Source organism: Rhizobium sp. BIGb0125, from assembly GCF_024810055.1.
Classification (GTDB): Bacteria; Pseudomonadota; Alphaproteobacteria; order Rhizobiales; family Rhizobiaceae; genus Agrobacterium.
This window is the reverse complement of record NZ_JANUDV010000001.1, coordinates 715,764-732,668: the sequence shown is the minus strand read 5'-3', so window position 1 is coordinate 732,668 and position 16,905 is coordinate 715,764. Positions and strand designations below refer to the sequence as shown.

Sequence of the window (16,905 nt, the reverse complement as noted above, 5' to 3'; positions counted from 1 at the left end):
AAGCACTAAGATGCTCTGAACGAAAGGGCAAACCATGTTCTCACAGATCAACCGCCTTGAGAGTCCGTCTGGCGCCTCTGTTGCCTATCGCCACATGCCCGCCGAAAACGAGGCGCGCGGCGTGCTGATGATCTGCCACGGCCTTGTTGAACATGCCGGTCGTTATGCCCGCTTTGCCGATGTAATGGCAAAACAGGGTTTTGAAGTTTACGCCCATGACCACCGAGGCCACGGACGGACAAAAGCCGATGACGCGCCGCTTGGCCGTTTTGCCTGGAAAGATGGCGTCGACAAGGCGATCAAGGATGTGATGGCTGTGCGCAGCCTAGTCGGCGAGCGTCATCCCGGCCTGCCGGTTGTCCTGTTTGGACATTCAATGGGTGGACTTGTCGCACTGAACACAGCCGTCAGCCATCCGCAATCCTTTGCTGCCCTGTCCATATGGAACTCCAACTTTAACCCCGGTCTTTCGGGCCGTGCCGCTCAGGTGGTGCTGCGCATCGAGAAATGGCTGAAGGGTTCGGATGTGCCGAGCGGTATTCTGCCCAAGGCAACGTTTCGGACATGGAATGCCCGTATGCCGGAAAAGCGCACCACCGCCGACTGGCTGAGCCACGACAAGGCTGCTGTCGACGCCTATGTCGAAGATCCGCTCTGCAGTTTCGAGGCAAGTGTCTCTCTCTGGCAGGACGTATTTGAAATGTCCTATCGTGGCCCAAAACTGATCAGCCGATTACCAAAAGACATGCCGATCCTGCTGGTCAGCGGAGACGAGGATGCCGCCACCAATGACGGCAAGGAAATTGTCTGGCTTGCAGACCAGTTCCGAAATGCCGGCTTCACTGACATCAAGGACATTATTTACAAGGGCATGCGCCACGAAACATTGAATGAAAAAGGCTGGGAAGTGCCCGCAGCCGATTTCGCGGCATGGTGCACAAAGGTCGTCGAGGACTGACCGCTCCTGTGCCGAAACGGAATATCATCATGAGATAATATCGAATGCGTTCCCTCAAAAAGGGTGTTCTATAGTCAGGACACCGTTGCGCATTCGCACGTTGAAAGAAACACCAATGACATCGAAAATGGCCCGCGGAAAAACAGCAACTCAAGCGACAGCTCTGGCATCCGGCAGTGTATCCACCGGGCTGTTCATGATGTTTGCCGCGGTGATGATTTCCCCGATCATCGACATTTTCGCCAAGCTGGCAATCACGACCGTTCCAGCGATTGAAATCAGTGCAGCGCGTTTCCTGATCCAATCGCTTGCAGCCGTGCCTTTTCTCATCATGCGACCGCATCTGTTCTCGATGTCCTGGCGCTCAACAGGCTTTCACATCGTTCGTGGTGGCATCCTTGCCCTGTCGATGATCAGTTTCGTTGCCACGCTGGAATTCATGGAAGTGGCAGATGCAATTGCCATCTTTTTCGTTGAGCCAATCATTCTCACCATCCTTAGCAGCATCATCCTGAAGGAAGCGATTGGCTGGCGGCGTTACACCGCATGCGCCGTCGGCTTTTTCGGCGCGCTGCTGGTCATTCAGCCCAGTTTTGCCGAAGTCGGTTACGTTGCGCTTCTGCCAGTTCTTTCGGCGTTCTGCATCGCCAGTTTTGCCATTCTGACCCGCATCGGTTCGCAGAAGGAAGACCCGTGGAGCATGCAGCTTCAATCCGGCATGTGGGGTTTCCTGTTCTGCGCCCTTCCAATGTTGTTCAGTGACATGCTTGGAATGCCCGGGATTGCCTTTACCTCGGCCGATACCACGATCCTGCTTTATCTCTTGGGTGTTGGTGTTTCAGCCACTCTATCAGGCATTCTCGGCGTTTACGCCTATCGCGCAGCTCCGGCCTCGATGCTGGCGCCGCTGCAATATCTGGAAATCGTTTCTGCGACGATCTTTGGCTGGCTGGTGTTCAACCACCTCCCGGATGCCATCAAATGGCTTGGCATCGCCATCATCGTAGCGTCGGGCCTCTACATCATCTGGCGGGAACGCCGCTTTGCCTCAAAGCCAGTCTCCAATGTCGAGACCACACCGCTGACCCCATGAGATAATGACCCTAGACATGACCCAGCAGACACATGACAGACAGCCGCCACTTAAAGGCATCCGCGTTATCGAACTGGCCCGCGTTCTGGCCGGGCCATGGGCGGGACAGATGCTGGCGGATATGGGCGCCGATGTCATCAAGATTGAAAACCCAGATGGCGGTGATGATACCCGCGCATGGGGACCACCCTTCGTGGAAAGTGTTGATGGCGACAATCTCTCGGCCGCCTATTATCACGCCACCAACCGCGGCAAACGGTCGATAACCGCTGATCTGCGTACCGTCGAAGGCTGCGATCTCGTTCGCCGTCTGATCGCAACCGCAGATGTGGTCATCGAAAATTTCAAGCGTGGCGGGCTTGTCAAATATGGGCTGGACTATCAAAGCCTGAAAGCGCTTAATCCGAAGCTGATCTATTGCTCAATTACCGGTTTCGGCCAAACTGGCCCCTATGCGGATTTCGCCGGTTACGATTACATCGTGCAGGGCATGTCAGGTTTCATGTCAATCACCGGTGAACCGGATGGACAGCCTATGAAGGCGGGCGTTGCCGTTGCCGACATCTTCACCGGCATTTATTCGGTGACCGCCATTCAGGCAGCCATCATCCACGCGATGCGCACCGGACAGGGCCAGCATATCGACATGGCCCTGCTGGATGTGCAGTCGGCCGTGCTGGCCAACCAGAACATGAACTATCTCATTTCTGGCAAGCCTCCGGTGCGTCTTGGTAATGCCCATCCCAACATATCCCCTTACGAGGTGGTACCAACAGCCGATGGTTTCCTTATTCTGGCCGTTGGCAATGATGGCCAGTTCAGCCGCCTGTGCAAAATTCTTGGGCTTGCCGACATCGCCAGTGACGAGCGTTACGCGACCAACAAGGCGCGTGTCGCCCACAAGGCAGATGTACGCCGCATCATCTCCACCGAAACCTTGAAGTGGCAAAAGCGCGATCTGCTGACCGCCTGCGAGAGCAATGCGGTGCCAGCCGGCCCGATCAACTCGATTGAAGAAATGTTTGCCGACCCGCAGGTAGAGGCGCGCGGCTTGCGGGTTGATCTGCAGGCCGCAGACGGCACCACCATCCCCGGTGTCCGCACCCCTATCGTGCTGTCCGAAACACCATTGCAATACGAACGCCCCAGCCCGCGTCTTGGCGAACATCAGGCTGATGTGCTGGCTGAACTGGAAGAGATCGAAAGGAACATGACGCCATGAAAAGAACCGGCGGACAATTGATTGTCGAGGCACTGAAGGCCAATGGCGTAACACGCGTTTCCTGCGTTCCCGGCGAAAGCTATCTCGCCGTTCTCGATGCGCTCTATGAAAGCGGCATTGAGACCATTGTGTGCCGCCAGGAAGGCGGCGCGGCAATGATGGCCGACACCTGGGGTCGTCTGACGGGCCAACCCGGCATCTGCATGGTAACCCGTGGCCCCGGTGCCACCAACGCGTCAGCCGGCATGCATATCGCCATGCAGGATTCCATTCCGATGATCCTGTTCATCGGTCAGGTGCAGCGCGATGCGCGTGAACGTGAAGCCTTCCAGGAAGTCGAATATCGCCGCGCCTTTACCGAATTCGCCAAATGGGTGGGCGAGATCGATGATGTCAGGCGCATTCCCGAATTTGTAAGCCGCGCCTTTGCCGTTGCCACCTCCGGCCGTCCCGGCCCTGTTGTGCTAACACTGCCCGAGGATGTGCTGGTTGAGGAATTCGACGCACCGCAGGCCAAGCCATCGATGCCGGTCGAGGCGCATCCTGGTGCATCACAGATTGCTGATTTTGCCGAGATGCTGAAGGCAGCCAACCGTCCTCTGGTCATTCTTGGTGGCACCCGTTGGACGGAAGAAAGCGTGGCACAGTTCCAGGCTTTTGCTGAAAAGTTCAAACTGCCGGTCGGCTGCTCTTTCCGCCGCCAGATGCTGTTTGATCATCTGCACCCATCTTACGCCGGCGACATCGGCATTGGCGTCAATCCAGCACTTGGCAAGGAGGTCAAGGAATCCGACCTCATCGTGCTGCTCGGTGGGCGTTTCTCCGAAATGCCGTCCTCCGGCTACACACTGCTTGATATTCCATATCCCGCGCAGAAGCTGGTGCATGTCTATCCGGACCCGGATGAACTCGGTCGTGTCTACCGCCCGGATCTGGCCATCTGTGCCAGCCCGAAGGATTTTGTGGCGGCCCTAGCTAAGCTTGAGGCACCGTCCAATCCCGTCTGGGAACAACGTACCGTTGCCATGCACGAAACCTACCTCAAGTGGTCGACCCCACCCAAGACAGGCCCCGGTTCGGTTCACATGGGACCGATCATGGAATGGATTGAGGAAAACACCCCGAAGGATGCCATTTTCACCAATGGCGCTGGCAACTACGCCACATGGCTTCACCGTTTCCATCGCTTCCAGCGCTTCAACACCCAGTCTGCGCCAACATCCGGCTCGATGGGTTACGGTCTGCCGGCTGCGGTTGCCGCCAAACATCTTTTCCCGGGGCGCGAGGTCATCTGCTTTGCCGGTGATGGTTGCTTCATGATGCACGGGCAGGAATTCATCACGGCCGTGCGTTACGGCCTGCCCATCATCACGCTGCTGGTCAACAATGGCACCTATGGCACCATCCGCATGCATCAGGAGCGGGAATATCCCGGTCGCGTCAGCGGCACGGATCTGGTCAATCCGGATTTCGTGGCTTTCGCCAAGGCCTATGGCGGTCACGGTGAACTTGTCGAAACCACCGATCAGTTTGCACCGGCGTTCGAGCGTGCACGCGCCAGCGGCAAACCGGCAATCATCGAAATCAAGCTGGATGCGGAAGCCATCACGCCTACCCGCACACTGACGCAAATTCGCGAAAAAACCTGATAACTGGCATGGACAGGTTTCCGGAATGGTGCAATTCCTGCGGTCAAATAAACCAACAGGAAGCGCCATGCCGGAAGCACAGTCCCCAGTGATCACCCCTAGAGGAATGAAGATCGAGCCCAGCGCCGGCGCCCCTTTTGAAGCGGTGCGGGTCTCTAAAACCGTTCTTCATACCTGCCGGTTTGCAGCGCTGGCGACCATTGATCCCGTCAGTGGATATCCCTACACCACCGTCACCAATATCGCGATTGAGCCTGACGGCACGCCATTCTTTTTTGCAGCCCGTCTGACACTTCACGCCCGCAACATCGAAGCCGATAACCGCATTTCCCTGACGCTTGCCCCGTTTGGCAAAGGTGATGCGCTGACGGAATCTCGCCTGACACTGGTCGGTCGTGCCGTCTTGATCCAGGCAGATGAATTTGAAACGGCAAAAGCCGCCTATCTCGCCCGTTACCCGAAATCCAAGCTCTATCTGTCACTTCCCGACACGTTGCTGTTCCGGCTGCAGGTTGAGGGCGTACAGATCAATGGTGGGCCAGCACGCAATGCCAGTAACATTACACCTGTAGACCTGCGGACCGACCTCTCCGGGACCGACGCGCTGATGGCTGGCGCTGCCGACGAAATCGAACGTCTCAACGCCATCAAGGGTGAGGCCACTCGGCTGGCGTCGCTCGCCGGCAAAAAAGCCGGCACCTGGAAAATCACGTCGATTGATCCTGAAGGTATCAACCTCGCGGCCTCGTCCGATCTGGCGCGGCTGTGGTTTGCGGACCGTGTCGAAACATTGAATCAACTTGCAAAGGCGTTGAATCAGGATTCGAAGTAACAGCGACAAGGGATTCACAAACAATGACAATCCCTGAGCGCGCCCTCGACAACCTCATAAAAAAAGGCCGGTCAGCATGACACTGACCGGCCTTTTCTGTTTGTTCGTTGCGATCAGCGACTTAGAGCGCTGCCGTCACGATGAACTCAACCTTGTAGTCCGGCGTTGCCAGAGCAGCTTCGCTGGTGGCGCGTGCTGGCGGGTTTGCCGGGTCAATCCAGCCTTCCCAGACAGCATTCATTTCGCCGAAGGTCGACATGTCGGAGAGGTAGATGATGGTCTGAAGGATCTTGGATTTGTCAGAACCGGCAGCAGCCAGCAGACGATCAACTTCAGCCAGTGCAGACTTGCTCTGCTCGGCAACCGACGAACCTTCACCAACCTGACCAGCCAGATAAACAGTGTTACCGTGAACGACTGCACCGCTCATACGCTTGCCGGGTTCGATACGCTTGATGCTCATAAAAATGCTCCTGTTATAAGCTTATGAAAATTCCCTGCCCCATCTCGGGCAACGTGCAAAAACGGCTCAGCCGCGCAGATGATGGGTCTTGTCGTAGATGGCAGTCGAGCGCGCGCCAGAGCGGCAGTAGCCCAGCATCGGACGCTGCAACTCGTCAAGCGCATCCACCATCCCGGCAACAGCTTCACCATCGACACCGTTCCGACCAACCGGCACATGTGCAATGGTCAGACCCAGCTCTTCCGCCCGCTCGGCAATATCGGCAAACAGAGGCTGGCCCTCTTCTTCACCGTCTGGGCGGTGGCAAACGATGGATTTAAAGCCGAGCGCCTTGATCTGATCCAGATCGGCAACGCTGATCTGGCCGGTCACTGAATATTCATCGTCAATACGTCGGATATCCATCTTCAAATCCTCCTGAAATGCCTAGGCTCGGCAAGCCTTTCGGCCCTTCGCCTCTAAAATTGAAGTGCCAAGGGTGTAAGGCGAATTGGCCGGTGCGTCAATCGACAAGCAACTGCCAGCACCGGGTTTAAAACCGCATCAGGCAATGTGGAAACGCAAACCGTAATTCCGCGTTTCGCCCGGCTGCAACATGTTAAACTCGCCACTATCGGCAAGCTCCTCACGGCTGACCCAGCGGTGCGAAACCGGTTCAATGCCAAGCACATGGGCAGGCGCCTTCTGGTTACGCCACATTTGCAGATAAGGCAGAGTATCGGTGCGGAACTGCACTGTCAGGATCTTGCCGCCAAGCGAGGCAATCGGCCCCAGACGAAGCGTTGCCCATGCCTCATTGCCGGTGGCTGGCACACAGAATACGCTGCCCGGCTCCTCGCCAAACCGCCAGTTGAAGCCACCACCCTCCAGCATATCACCTTCAAGCTGCACATTGTCGTCGAACAACCGTGCGCCGACATTCATGTGGTACATCAGAAATACCGGTTGCACCGTATCACTGGTGTTGGTGATCGTGTCATCCAACGCCACTTCACCGGTTGCACCGTCAATCGTCCAGACACGCTGCAACAAGGCCGCGCCACCAGTGGCAAGCCGCACCGGAATATCCGCTGCAATCCTTGCCCTTTTCTCGCCGACGTCCCAGGCGGTTATCTCAGCCGGGTGGGATGAGGACGAGCCATGCAGCGGATATTTACGGCCCTCGGCATCCCCCTCAATCGGCTGCGGATGGCGAATGTGGTCAGGGCCACAGGTGAACAGGAAACCTTCCAGTGAGTGATCGATGCGCGGGTCGCCATCATCAGGAATAGCCCTGCCCGGTGCGATATTGATTCCCTCGACAACGCAGGAACCGATGTCCAGAACCGACGTTTCATCCAGATGAATAACTGGCGATTTACCAAGTTGAATGTCTCGCATACGGCCTCTCACTGGCAGTTGAACTATATTTTACCGTGAACGTGCACTGAGACATGATGAAATTAACGTAACGTTCACTTCGAATTCATCTTTTTCACAATAGGGTCAATATTGTGATGTGTAGGTGGATGAAAAGAGTGAGGAAAAGCGGAATCGTGAAACAGTTTCTTAAAACAACTTTTTTCGTGGCTGTTACCACTTTGTCCGTCTTGCCGTTCAGTTTTGCTGACGCGCAGGACCGCTATCGCTATGCCACTCAGGAACAGCCACTGCTGGTGACGCCGGATGGACGCGTGCTTGATTTCATTCCGCAACGCAGTGACATCGTCATCAGCCGCGACCGCATGGGCCGCACCGTTTTCTATGATAGCTATGGCAACCTGCTGGCCACGGAAATGCCGCCGGAGGCTGTGCGCAGGCAGCAGCCTTCCCGCGAGACCTATTATCCGCCAGCACCTGGCCACTCCCAGCGCGATATCGGCTATTACGACAATGGTAGCGTTCGTGATTACCGCGAATATCGCAATGATGGCACAGACCGTGACGTCTACACCGGTTCTGTGCCCGCACCTGGCGCCATTGAAAGCGCACCGCTGGAACAGCCAATGCCCGGCGAAAGCACGACAGCCGCCGTTCCGCAGCCGGATCGCCTGATCGAGCGCCACGCCCCGGTTACCGCACCGACCAATCGTTCGCGCCAGGAAATTGTCGCACTTCAGACATTCCTCGACCGTGAAGGCATCTCGCCCGGCGTCATCGACGGCAAGATGGGTTCCAACGTCACCAAGGCCATTTCGGCCTGGCAGGACATGACTGGAGAAACACTGGACCCGAACAATTCGGAAGACATTCTGGAGCGCTTACGCATGTCCGGTGGCATGGCCATCGTCAACTACACGATCACCGCAGCCGATGCTGCCGGTCCGTATGTTGCAGCCATTCCTGACGACTACAGCCAGAAGGCGCAGCTTCCCGCCATGTCGTTTACCTCGGTCACGGAATCGCTCGCCGAGCGTTTCCACATGGATGAAACCTATCTGAAAGAGTTGAACCCTGGCGTTGACTTCACGGTGCCCGGCTCGATCATCAAGGTTATCGATCCCGGCAAACCGAAGGCTGGCTCGGTTGCGCGCATCGTCGCCCACAAGGGCATCAAACAGGTATTCGCCTATGACGAAACCGGCACGTTGGTCGCGGCCTATCCGGCCACCATCGGTTCGTCTGATACACCGTCGCCAAGCGGCATTCACACCGTTGAACGTATCGCACTGAACCCCGGTTATACCTACAACCCGAAAATCAACTTCCAGCAGGGTCAGAACACCCAGATCCTGCAGATTCCGCCAGGGCCGAACGGTCCGGTCGGCACCGTCTGGATTGCCCTGTCGAAACCGACCTACGGCATTCATGGCACGCCGGAGCCATCCAAGATCGGCAAGACCAACAGCCACGGCTGTATCCGCCTGACCAACTGGGATGCCACCGAATTGGCCAAGATGGTCAAGCCCGGCGTGGTTGTGGAGTTTGCCGAATAAGGCCTCCAACCATTCTCACGACATGAAAAAGGCGCGACACTGCTCAGGTGTCGCGCCTTTTCTTGTCTTCGTAGAGGCCGTCAGACCTTGATCTTGTGCCTGCGACCCTTGCCGATATCCGGCAGCAGCACTGTCAGCAATCCAAGCAGAGGCAGGAACGAGCACACCTGGTAGACGTAGACGATGCCCTTGTGGTCAGCCACCACGCCAAGTGCCGCAGCACCGATACCGCCAATACCGAAGGCGAAACCAAAGAACAGTCCTGCAATCATGCCAACCCGGCCCGGCACCAATTCCTGTGCAAACACCACGATTGCCGAGAAGGCCGATGCCATGATCACACCGATGATAAATGTCAGGACAATCGTTGTGTTGTAGCCGACGTAAGGCAGCACCAGCGTAAAGGGCAGCGCACCAAGGATCGAGAACCAGATCACGAATTTCGTGCCGAACCAGTCAACAACTGGTCCACCAGCAACCGTACCAATGGCAACGGCGCCGAGGAACACGAACAGCAGGATCTGGGCGTATTGCACCGACACGTCGAAACGCTCGATCATGTAGAAGGTGTAATAACTCGAAAGGCTGGTCATGTAGAGGTACTTCGACAATACTAGCAGTGCCAGAACGGCAATGGCCTTCATGACCTTTGCGCGGGGCAACACGATAGCCGGTGCAGCAGCCATACGCTTTGCGGTGGCAACACGGTGCTGCGAATACCATCTGCCCACCTGGAACAGAATGATCATGCCAGCCAATGCCGCAGCAGAGAACCACGCAACGCTTTCCTGTCCGCGCGGCAGCACGATGAATGCAGCAAGCAACGGTCCAAGTGCCGAGCCAAAATTACCGCCCACCTGAAATAGTGACTGCGCCAAACCATGACGGCCACCGGACGCCAGACGTGCAACACGCGAGGATTCCGGATGGAATACCGCAGATCCCAGACCCAACACACCGGCTCCCAGCAGCAGTACGGCATAAGAATGCGCATAGGCCATCAACAACAGGCCGATCAGCGAAAAGCCCATGCCGACCGACAGCGAATATGGCAGCGGACGTTTATCGGTATAGATACCGATCAGCGGCTGAAGCAGCGACGCAGTGACCTGAAACACCAGTCCAAGTAGACCGATCTGCGTGAAGTCGAGCGCATATCCGTCCTTGAGCATGGGATAAAGCGCCGGGATAAGCGACTGCATCGTGTCATTCAGCAAATGACAGAAGCTGACAGCCATGATGATGCCGAAGACCGTTTCTTCCGCTTTGTGTGTTTCCAGACCTACTGAGTTATTGGCCACTTTCGTCTCCATTATTTGACATAATCCAATAAGAGGATTGTGGCACCCCCGCTTTCGTGTTTTGGTCCATTTATTACGCGAGTGGGCCAAATGCAGCAAAAGAAGCCACAAGAAATAATGGGACCCCGCAGCAAGCACTATGACAGACTGTGGGCGATAGAGACTGCGGCAGGTCCGGTTCACACCTCACCCAACCATTACAGTGCCGGCGATCTGGTTGAACGCCACAGCCACAAGAGAACACAATTGCTTTATGCGCGCTCCGGCGTGGTGCTTGTCACCACCGATCAGGGTCGCTGGATGGTGCCACCTGAACACGCCTTGTGGATACCACCGGGTGTCGAACATTCCGTGGAGATGTTAGGTGCCGTAACCATGCTGTCGCTTTATCTTGATGCCAGTGCCGTGCCTGACCTCCCCGCCTTCGTGCGCGTGGTTAGCATAACCGGTCTGGCACGAGAGCTGATCATCGAAGCCGTGCAACCGCCATCGGACGACAACAGCCGCGAACGCGCCGAGCTGATCCTGCCGCTGCTGTTGAATGTCGTGGCCAAACTGCCGGACATTTCGCTCGGCCTGCCATTCCCAGAGGATCCCCGCCTTGCTGCCTTGTGCCGTCGGTTCATAGTCAACCCGACGCCGGATCTCATCATAGATGTCTGGGCAAGGGAACTGTCGATGAGCAGGCGCGCCTTTACCCGCGCTTTTCGCCGCCAAACCGGCCTGTCACTGTCCGTGTGGCGCCAGCAGGCCTGCCTGTTTGCAGCATTACCGCGCCTTGCGGCCGGTGAAGCCGTAACCACTGTGGCGCTCGATCTCGGTTATGGCAGCATTCCAGCCTTCACCACCATGTTCAAACGCATGTTGGGCACCTCTCCCCGCTCCTACCTCACCTCGCACAGCAATCACTGAAAACAAAAACGCCCGCTGGTGATGCAGCGGGCGAATATCTGTGACTGAACTGGGAGCCGTATCAGGCAACCTTGCGTCTCAGAATGCTGGGAACGTGAGGTACGCTACGCACAACCCTGACCGGCAAAAGCCGCAGGATTTCCTTGGCAAGCGACTGGGCGTTTTCTTTTGCCTTGTCGAGGTTGCTGACCTTGAGTGGATCGAGACCCAAGAGCGTACCGCCATAGTCGAAAATGTCTCGATACGCCGCACGCTCGGCAATCGCTGTGTCGAGCACGCGCACGTTTTTGGTCGCCAGAAGGCCTTTGACCAGCAGCAGCGAACGGGTGGTGATCATCGCATTGACGCGCGTCAGCACAACCGAATGATCAATCTTTCTGCCGGTCTTTTCGGTGAGGAATTCAATCAGTTCCAGAACCTGCGCGCCACCGCGCGCATCCATGGCACAGCCCTGAATGGGAATGACGACATGGTCCGATATGCCAAGCGCCATCGTCAGCAACGGGCTGCGGGTGCCAGGCATATCAATGATAAAACAGTCCGTATTGGCTTTGTTTTCTCGGATATGGGCCTCAAGCGACGAACTCGTGACGTGCGAGATAACCGAGAGGTTTGGGATATGCCCGGAAAGTTCGTGCCAGCGGGAGATCCAGTGCTGCGGATCGGCATCAAGGATGGTGACGCGATGGCCCATACGGGCAAGTTCGGTTGAGAGCAGGAGCACGGCGGTGGTTTTACCGGCGCCACCTTTGGTATTTGCGAATGTAATGACTGGCATGGAGCCCTCGAAGTGATGCAGAGCCTAATTTCATCGCTCCTGAAGGCACCTCACGCTCATGGTGCCAGCCCATATTCTTAACGATTATGGTTAATGAACCGGAAATTTTGGAAAGATTGTAAATTTGCCAAAACGCAAGATCATCGCGAAAAACTGCTGGGGCATCATGCACAAGGCATTGTTGCATAAAGGCTTTTTGGCGCAGAATACGACAAAGGGCCGTATAGGTGTCCCCCCACACGGCCCTCATACTCCAGCCGCAAAATGCAGTATCGATGCCTTAAAGGTCCAGAATGCGCTCAGCTGTTTTATGCCTGCTTGCGGCAAGACCCGACATCTGAGGCGCGTAAACGTCCGGCCTTCAGGTCTTCATATTGCGGCAGGCTGGCATCCGGCCCTCCGATATTGGCCTCGTAGGTCGCACGATCAATGCTGATTGTGCGGCCGCTGCTGGTAAAGCCGATCATGCCCTTTTTGCCGGAATAGGCCACGCCAACCTTCATTTCGCAGAAGTAGCGCGTCCCGCTTTTCATAAAGGTCCAGCCCCAGATACCTGCCTTGTTTTTGGCAAGTGGTCCGACTGCATAACCCTGTCCTGTCAGGCTTTTGAAGCTCTCTGCTTGCGCACCGGCTGGCAGACAAAAAAGCGCCACTGCAATCAGTGGCGCAAAAGTAGAGTGTTTGAACATTATGAATTTGGCTTTCAGAAGCAGTCTTCGAACAGTTTTTTGGTGTTTTCCAGTGTCATCGGCACCGGATTACCGCCGCAGCTTGGGTCCTTGATGGCTTCGGCTGTCAGCTCATCAATCCGGTCTGGCTTGATGCCCATTGCCGTCAGATTTTCTGGCACACCCAGCTCTTTGCGAAGCTCAAGAACGTAATTGTAGAAACAGTCAAAGCCACCCTCAATGCCGAGATAGGCTGCCGCGCGGGCAATCTTGTCTTCAATGGCGGAGCGATTGAAGCGCAGAACCGCCGGCATCACCACCGCATTGGTCATGCCGTGGTGGGTGTTGTAGACAGCACCGATCGGGTGCGACAGCGAATGGATGGCACCAAGACCCTTCTGGAAGGCAACAGCACCCATGGCAGCAGCAGCCATCATGTTGGTGCGGGCTTCGATATCGCTGCCATCCTTGTAAGCGCGTGGCAGATATTCCTTCACCAGACGCAGACCTTCCAGCGCAATGCCCTGGCTCATTGGATGGAAGAACGGTGACGAATAGGCCTCAAGGCAATGGGCAAAGGCATCCATGCCGGTACCAGCGGTAATCATCTTCGGCATACCGACCGTCAGTTCCGGATCGCAGATAACAACGCCGGGCAAGAACTTGGGATGGAAGATGATCTTCTTCACGTGCGTCTTGGAGTTGGTGATAACGCTGGCGCGGCCGACTTCTGAGCCGGTACCTGCTGTGGTCGGCACGGCAACGATCGGCGCGATGCCGTCTACATTGGCACGGGTCCACCAGTCGTCAACATCTTCGAAGTCCCATACCGGCCGGGTCTGGCCAGCCATGAAGGCGACCGCCTTGCCGAGATCAAGGCCGGAGCCGCCACCAAAGGCAACAACGCCGTCATGACCACCGTCCTTAAACGCCTTTACACCGGCTTCAAGGTTGATCTCATTCGGGTTCGGGTCAACTTCGGCAAAGATCGCACGACCAAGACCAGCCTGCTCCAGAACATCCAGTGCATGGCCGGTAATTGCCATGCTTGCGAGACCACGGTCGGTTACCAGCAGTGGCTTCTTGATGCCAAGTGTCTTGCAGGCATCCGCGAGTTCCTTGATCCGTCCACGGCCCAGCTTGACGGCGGTCGGATAGCTCCAGTTCGCGACAATATTCATTTCGTGACTTTCTTCAGATGGTAGGATTTCGGACGGGTCAGGTTCTGGAAACCGATGACCGACAGTGAACCGCCACGGCCGGTTTCCTTCACGCCGGTCCAGCACAGAGCAGGATCGAGGTAGTCGGCCCGGTTCATGAACACGGTGCCGGTTTCAATCTCGCGACCAATCCGCCCTGCCCGTGCCGGGTCTTGCGTCCACAGGGATGCGGTCAGTCCGTATTTGCTGTCATTCATCAGTGCGATGGCTTCGTCGTCATTCTTGACCTTCATGATGCCGACGGCAGGACCAAAGGTCTCCTCAGTCATGAACTCCATGGAGTGATCGACATTGACCAGGATCTGCGGCGCGACATAGGCGCTTTCACCATCATCGGCAGCAAACAGCTTTGCATCGACCAGCGGCTTTGCACCCTTGGCAACCGCATCGGCAATCTGCTGACGCACCACCTTGGCAAAACGCTTGTTGGCCATCGGGCCCAGCGTTGTTTCCTGCTCAAGCGGATTGCCGAGTTTGTAATTGGACACCCAGGCAACGGACTTTTCGACAAACGCATCGTAAAGCGCTTCATTGACATAGATACGTTCGATGCCGCAGCAGCATTGGCCGGAATTATAGGTCGCGCCATCCATCAGCGTATCGACCGCTGCATCAAGATCGGCATCTTCCATGACGTAACCGGGATCCTTGCCGCCAAGCTCCAGACCAAGACCGGTAAAGGTGCCAGCTGCAGCCCGCTCAATGGAGCGACCACCTTCAACCGAACCGGTAAAGTTGACGAAGTTGAACAGGCCTTCGGAGATCAGGGTAGACGTGGTGCCATGGTCCAGAAACACATTGATAAACACGTCTTCGGGTACGCCCGCCTCGACAAAGGCACGTACCATGCGCTCACCCACCAGCAGGGTCTGGGCGGCATGTTTGATGACGATTGTATTACCTGCCATCAGAGCCGGCGCAACCGTGTTGATCGCAGTCATGTAAGGATAGTTCCATGGTGCGATAACAAACACGACACCATGTGGTTCGCGCTCAATGCGACGTTCGAAATTGCCACTTTCTTCGATCACCAGCGGCGCCAAAGCATCAGCCGCAATCGAGGCGACGTAATTGGAGCGCTCGTTGAAACCTTTGAACTCACCACCATAACGCACGGGGCGGCCCATCATATGTGCCAGTTCCGGCACCACCTCACCAACCATTTCATTGAGGCGTGCCACGCCCTTCAGCACCAGTTGCACACGGTCCTCAAGCGGACGCCGCGCCCAATCCTTCTGTGCATTGCGTGCTTTGGCAACGGCAGCCCGTGCCGCGTCCAGCGACAGCACCTCGCGTTCGGCATACACCGAACCATCAATGGGTGAGATATTCTGGATCATGACCATGATCGTTTTCCTGTGTTAATGAAGCGGGCGGTGAAAACGGCATGTTGTTACCGCCCATAGTCTTTCCTCGGTATCGGGCCGAAACCGCGTCGCAGGTGACGGCCCGACAAATTTACGCTCGCTCAAAACCGCGCGCGACTTCCCAGTCGGTAATGCGCCGGTCGTATTCCTCCTGTTCCCACTCGGCAGCGCGCACATAGTGGTCAACCACTTCATCGCCAAAAGCAGACCGCAACATGGCAGATGACTTCAATTCCTGCATGGCGGCACGCAATGTCGTTGGAATTTCCCGCACCTCTTTTGCTCCGTAAGCATCTCCTACGAAAGCAGGCTCCAATTCAAGTTTCTTCTCAATGCCATCAATGCCTGCGGCAATCAGGGCCGCCATGGCGAGATACGGATTGAGATCGGAACCACCCACCCGGCACTCGACACGGATCGCCTTGCTGCCTTCACCGCACAGGCGATACCCTGCCGTGCGGTTGTCCTTGCTCCAGATAGCCTTGGTTGGTGCAAACGTACCAGCCATGAACCGCTTGTAGGAGTTGATATAGGGCGCAAGGAAATAGGTAATCTCGCTGGCATGCGCCAACAGACCCGCCATGTAATGCTTCATTGTGTCAGACATGCCATGCTCTGCTCCCTTGTCGAAGAAGGCTGGCGTCTTGCCATCAAGGCTCCACAGTGACTGATGAATATGTGACGAACTGCCGGCGGAATTATAATTCCACTTGGCAAGGAAGGTGATGGCCTTGCCCTTGGACCAGGCAATTTCCTTGGCCGCATTTTTGATGATCGAATGGCGGTCGGCCATAGTCAGCGCATCGGCATACCGCACGTTGATCTCTTCCTGACCGGGCGATGCCTCACCCTTGGAGTTCTCCACCGGAATGCCTGCTCCCTGCAGCCCCTTGCGCAGGGCCCGCATCACATCCTCCTCCTTGGTGGTCTGGAAGATGTGGTAATCCTCGTTGTAACCGCTGGCGAGGTGCAGATTGCGATATCCACTTTCACGGGCCGCATCATAGGTCTGGTCGAACAGGAAAAACTCAAGCTCCGTTGCCATGAAGGGCTTCAACCCCATCTCGGCCAGTCGCGCCACCTGCTTTTTGAGGATGGCACGCGGTGAATGCGGGACCTCTGCATGAGTGTGATGATCCAGTACGTCGCACAGCACCAGAGCCGTGCCTTCCAGCCATGGCACGCGCCGCAGCGTCGAGAGGTCAGGCTTCATGGTATAATCACCATAACCCTTCTCCCAGCTTGTCGCCTTGTAGCCGGCAACAGTCTCCATCTCCATGTCGGTCGCCAGCAGGTAGTTGCAGCTGTGCGTTTCTTCATGGGCACTTTCCACGAAAAATTCCGCCTGAAAACGCTTGCCCATCAGGCGGCCCTGCATATCAACCAGACATGCCAGCACAGTATCGATACGCCCTTCGGTCACGTCTTTTTTCAGTTCATCGAATGTATAGGTGGCGGTCATTTTTTATCTGATCCCTCAATCGAAAGGAGACGGCCCGAATTATGGGCCGTCCGTTTCTTTTTATT

Annotated in this window: 16 protein-coding genes; 7 read left to right on the top strand and 9 right to left on the bottom strand. The window is 56.3% G+C overall.

Going from position 1 to position 16,905, the window contains the following annotated elements; all coding sequences use genetic code 11:
* Positions 1-34 precede the first annotated feature (34 nt).
* The 5 genes from M2418_RS03305 (at position 35) to M2418_RS03285 (ending at position 5,754) form a co-directional block, all read left to right on the top strand.
* The gene (locus M2418_RS03305; protein WP_259144134.1) at positions 35-958 is read left to right on the top strand and encodes an alpha/beta hydrolase; all 924 of its coding nucleotides are present in this window, start codon (positions 35-37) and stop codon (positions 956-958) included.
* 115 nt (positions 959-1,073) lie between these two features.
* Positions 1,074-2,051, top strand: a complete 978-nt coding sequence (locus M2418_RS03300; RefSeq protein ID WP_259144132.1) for a DMT family transporter — start codon at positions 1,074-1,076, stop codon at positions 2,049-2,051.
* A gap of 16 nt (positions 2,052-2,067) precedes the next feature.
* A complete protein-coding gene (locus M2418_RS03295; RefSeq protein WP_250981898.1) occupies positions 2,068-3,273 on the top strand; it encodes a CaiB/BaiF CoA-transferase family protein in 1,206 nt (401 codons plus the stop codon).
* Positions 3,270-4,922 (top strand): thiamine pyrophosphate-binding protein, encoded by a 1,653-nt coding sequence (locus M2418_RS03290; protein WP_259144123.1) that lies wholly within the window; start codon positions 3,270-3,272, stop codon positions 4,920-4,922. The genes M2418_RS03295 and M2418_RS03290 overlap by 4 nt, the downstream gene beginning before the upstream one ends.
* Positions 4,923-4,989: 67 nt before the next feature.
* Positions 4,990-5,754: a HugZ family protein gene (locus tag M2418_RS03285; RefSeq protein WP_259144121.1), complete on the top strand. Its 765-nt coding sequence runs from the start codon at positions 4,990-4,992 to the stop codon at positions 5,752-5,754.
* A gap of 121 nt (positions 5,755-5,875) precedes the next feature.
* Here M2418_RS03285 and M2418_RS03280 read toward each other — a convergent pair whose 3' ends face one another.
* The 3 genes from M2418_RS03280 to M2418_RS03270 form a co-directional block, all read right to left on the bottom strand.
* Positions 5,876-6,217: a RidA family protein gene (locus M2418_RS03280; RefSeq protein ID WP_192488487.1), complete on the bottom strand. Its 342-nt coding sequence runs from the start codon at positions 6,215-6,217 to the stop codon at positions 5,876-5,878.
* Between the two features lie 66 nt (positions 6,218-6,283).
* Positions 6,284-6,622: a TIGR01244 family sulfur transferase gene (locus tag M2418_RS03275; protein ID WP_192488486.1), complete on the bottom strand. Its 339-nt coding sequence runs from the start codon at positions 6,620-6,622 to the stop codon at positions 6,284-6,286.
* A 138-nt stretch (positions 6,623-6,760) separates the two neighbouring features.
* Positions 6,761-7,597 (bottom strand): aldose 1-epimerase family protein, encoded by an 837-nt coding sequence (locus M2418_RS03270; protein ID WP_259144118.1) that lies wholly within the window; start codon positions 7,595-7,597, stop codon positions 6,761-6,763.
* A gap of 155 nt (positions 7,598-7,752) precedes the next feature.
* Between M2418_RS03270 and M2418_RS03265 the strand changes: the two genes are divergently transcribed.
* Entirely contained in the window at positions 7,753-9,132 is a 1,380-nt protein-coding gene (locus tag M2418_RS03265; RefSeq protein WP_405049367.1) for a L,D-transpeptidase family protein, read from the top strand.
* A gap of 80 nt (positions 9,133-9,212) precedes the next feature.
* On the opposite strand, the gene M2418_RS03260 is transcribed toward M2418_RS03265, so the two are convergent.
* Positions 9,213-10,370 carry an MFS transporter gene (locus M2418_RS03260; RefSeq protein WP_250982387.1) on the bottom strand — a complete coding sequence of 386 codons (1,158 nt, stop codon included), beginning with the start codon at positions 10,368-10,370 and terminating at the stop codon, positions 9,213-9,215.
* A gap of 180 nt (positions 10,371-10,550) precedes the next feature.
* Between M2418_RS03260 and M2418_RS03255 the strand changes: the two genes are divergently transcribed.
* Positions 10,551-11,345 (top strand): helix-turn-helix domain-containing protein, encoded by a 795-nt coding sequence (locus M2418_RS03255; RefSeq protein ID WP_259144114.1) that lies wholly within the window; start codon positions 10,551-10,553, stop codon positions 11,343-11,345.
* Between the two features lie 61 nt (positions 11,346-11,406).
* Here M2418_RS03255 and M2418_RS03250 read toward each other — a convergent pair whose 3' ends face one another.
* The 5 genes from M2418_RS03250 to M2418_RS03230 form a co-directional block, all read right to left on the bottom strand.
* Positions 11,407-12,123, bottom strand: coding sequence for a ParA family protein (locus tag M2418_RS03250; RefSeq protein ID WP_250981905.1), 717 nt, complete (start codon positions 12,121-12,123; stop codon positions 11,407-11,409).
* Positions 12,124-12,431: 308 nt separating this feature from the next.
* Positions 12,432-12,812 (bottom strand): hypothetical protein, encoded by a 381-nt coding sequence (locus M2418_RS03245; RefSeq protein WP_250981906.1) that lies wholly within the window; start codon positions 12,810-12,812, stop codon positions 12,432-12,434.
* Positions 12,813-12,826: 14 nt separating this feature from the next.
* Positions 12,827-13,972: an iron-containing alcohol dehydrogenase gene (locus M2418_RS03240; RefSeq protein ID WP_259144112.1), complete on the bottom strand. Its 1,146-nt coding sequence runs from the start codon at positions 13,970-13,972 to the stop codon at positions 12,827-12,829.
* Entirely contained in the window at positions 13,969-15,357 is a 1,389-nt protein-coding gene (locus M2418_RS03235) for an aldehyde dehydrogenase family protein (RefSeq protein WP_259144110.1), read from the bottom strand. Before M2418_RS03235 ends, M2418_RS03240 begins: the two co-directional genes overlap by 4 nt.
* Positions 15,358-15,469: 112 nt before the next feature.
* Positions 15,470-16,840: a glutamine synthetase family protein gene (locus tag M2418_RS03230; RefSeq protein WP_259144108.1), complete on the bottom strand. Its 1,371-nt coding sequence runs from the start codon at positions 16,838-16,840 to the stop codon at positions 15,470-15,472.
* Between the last annotated feature and the right edge of the window lie 65 nt (positions 16,841-16,905).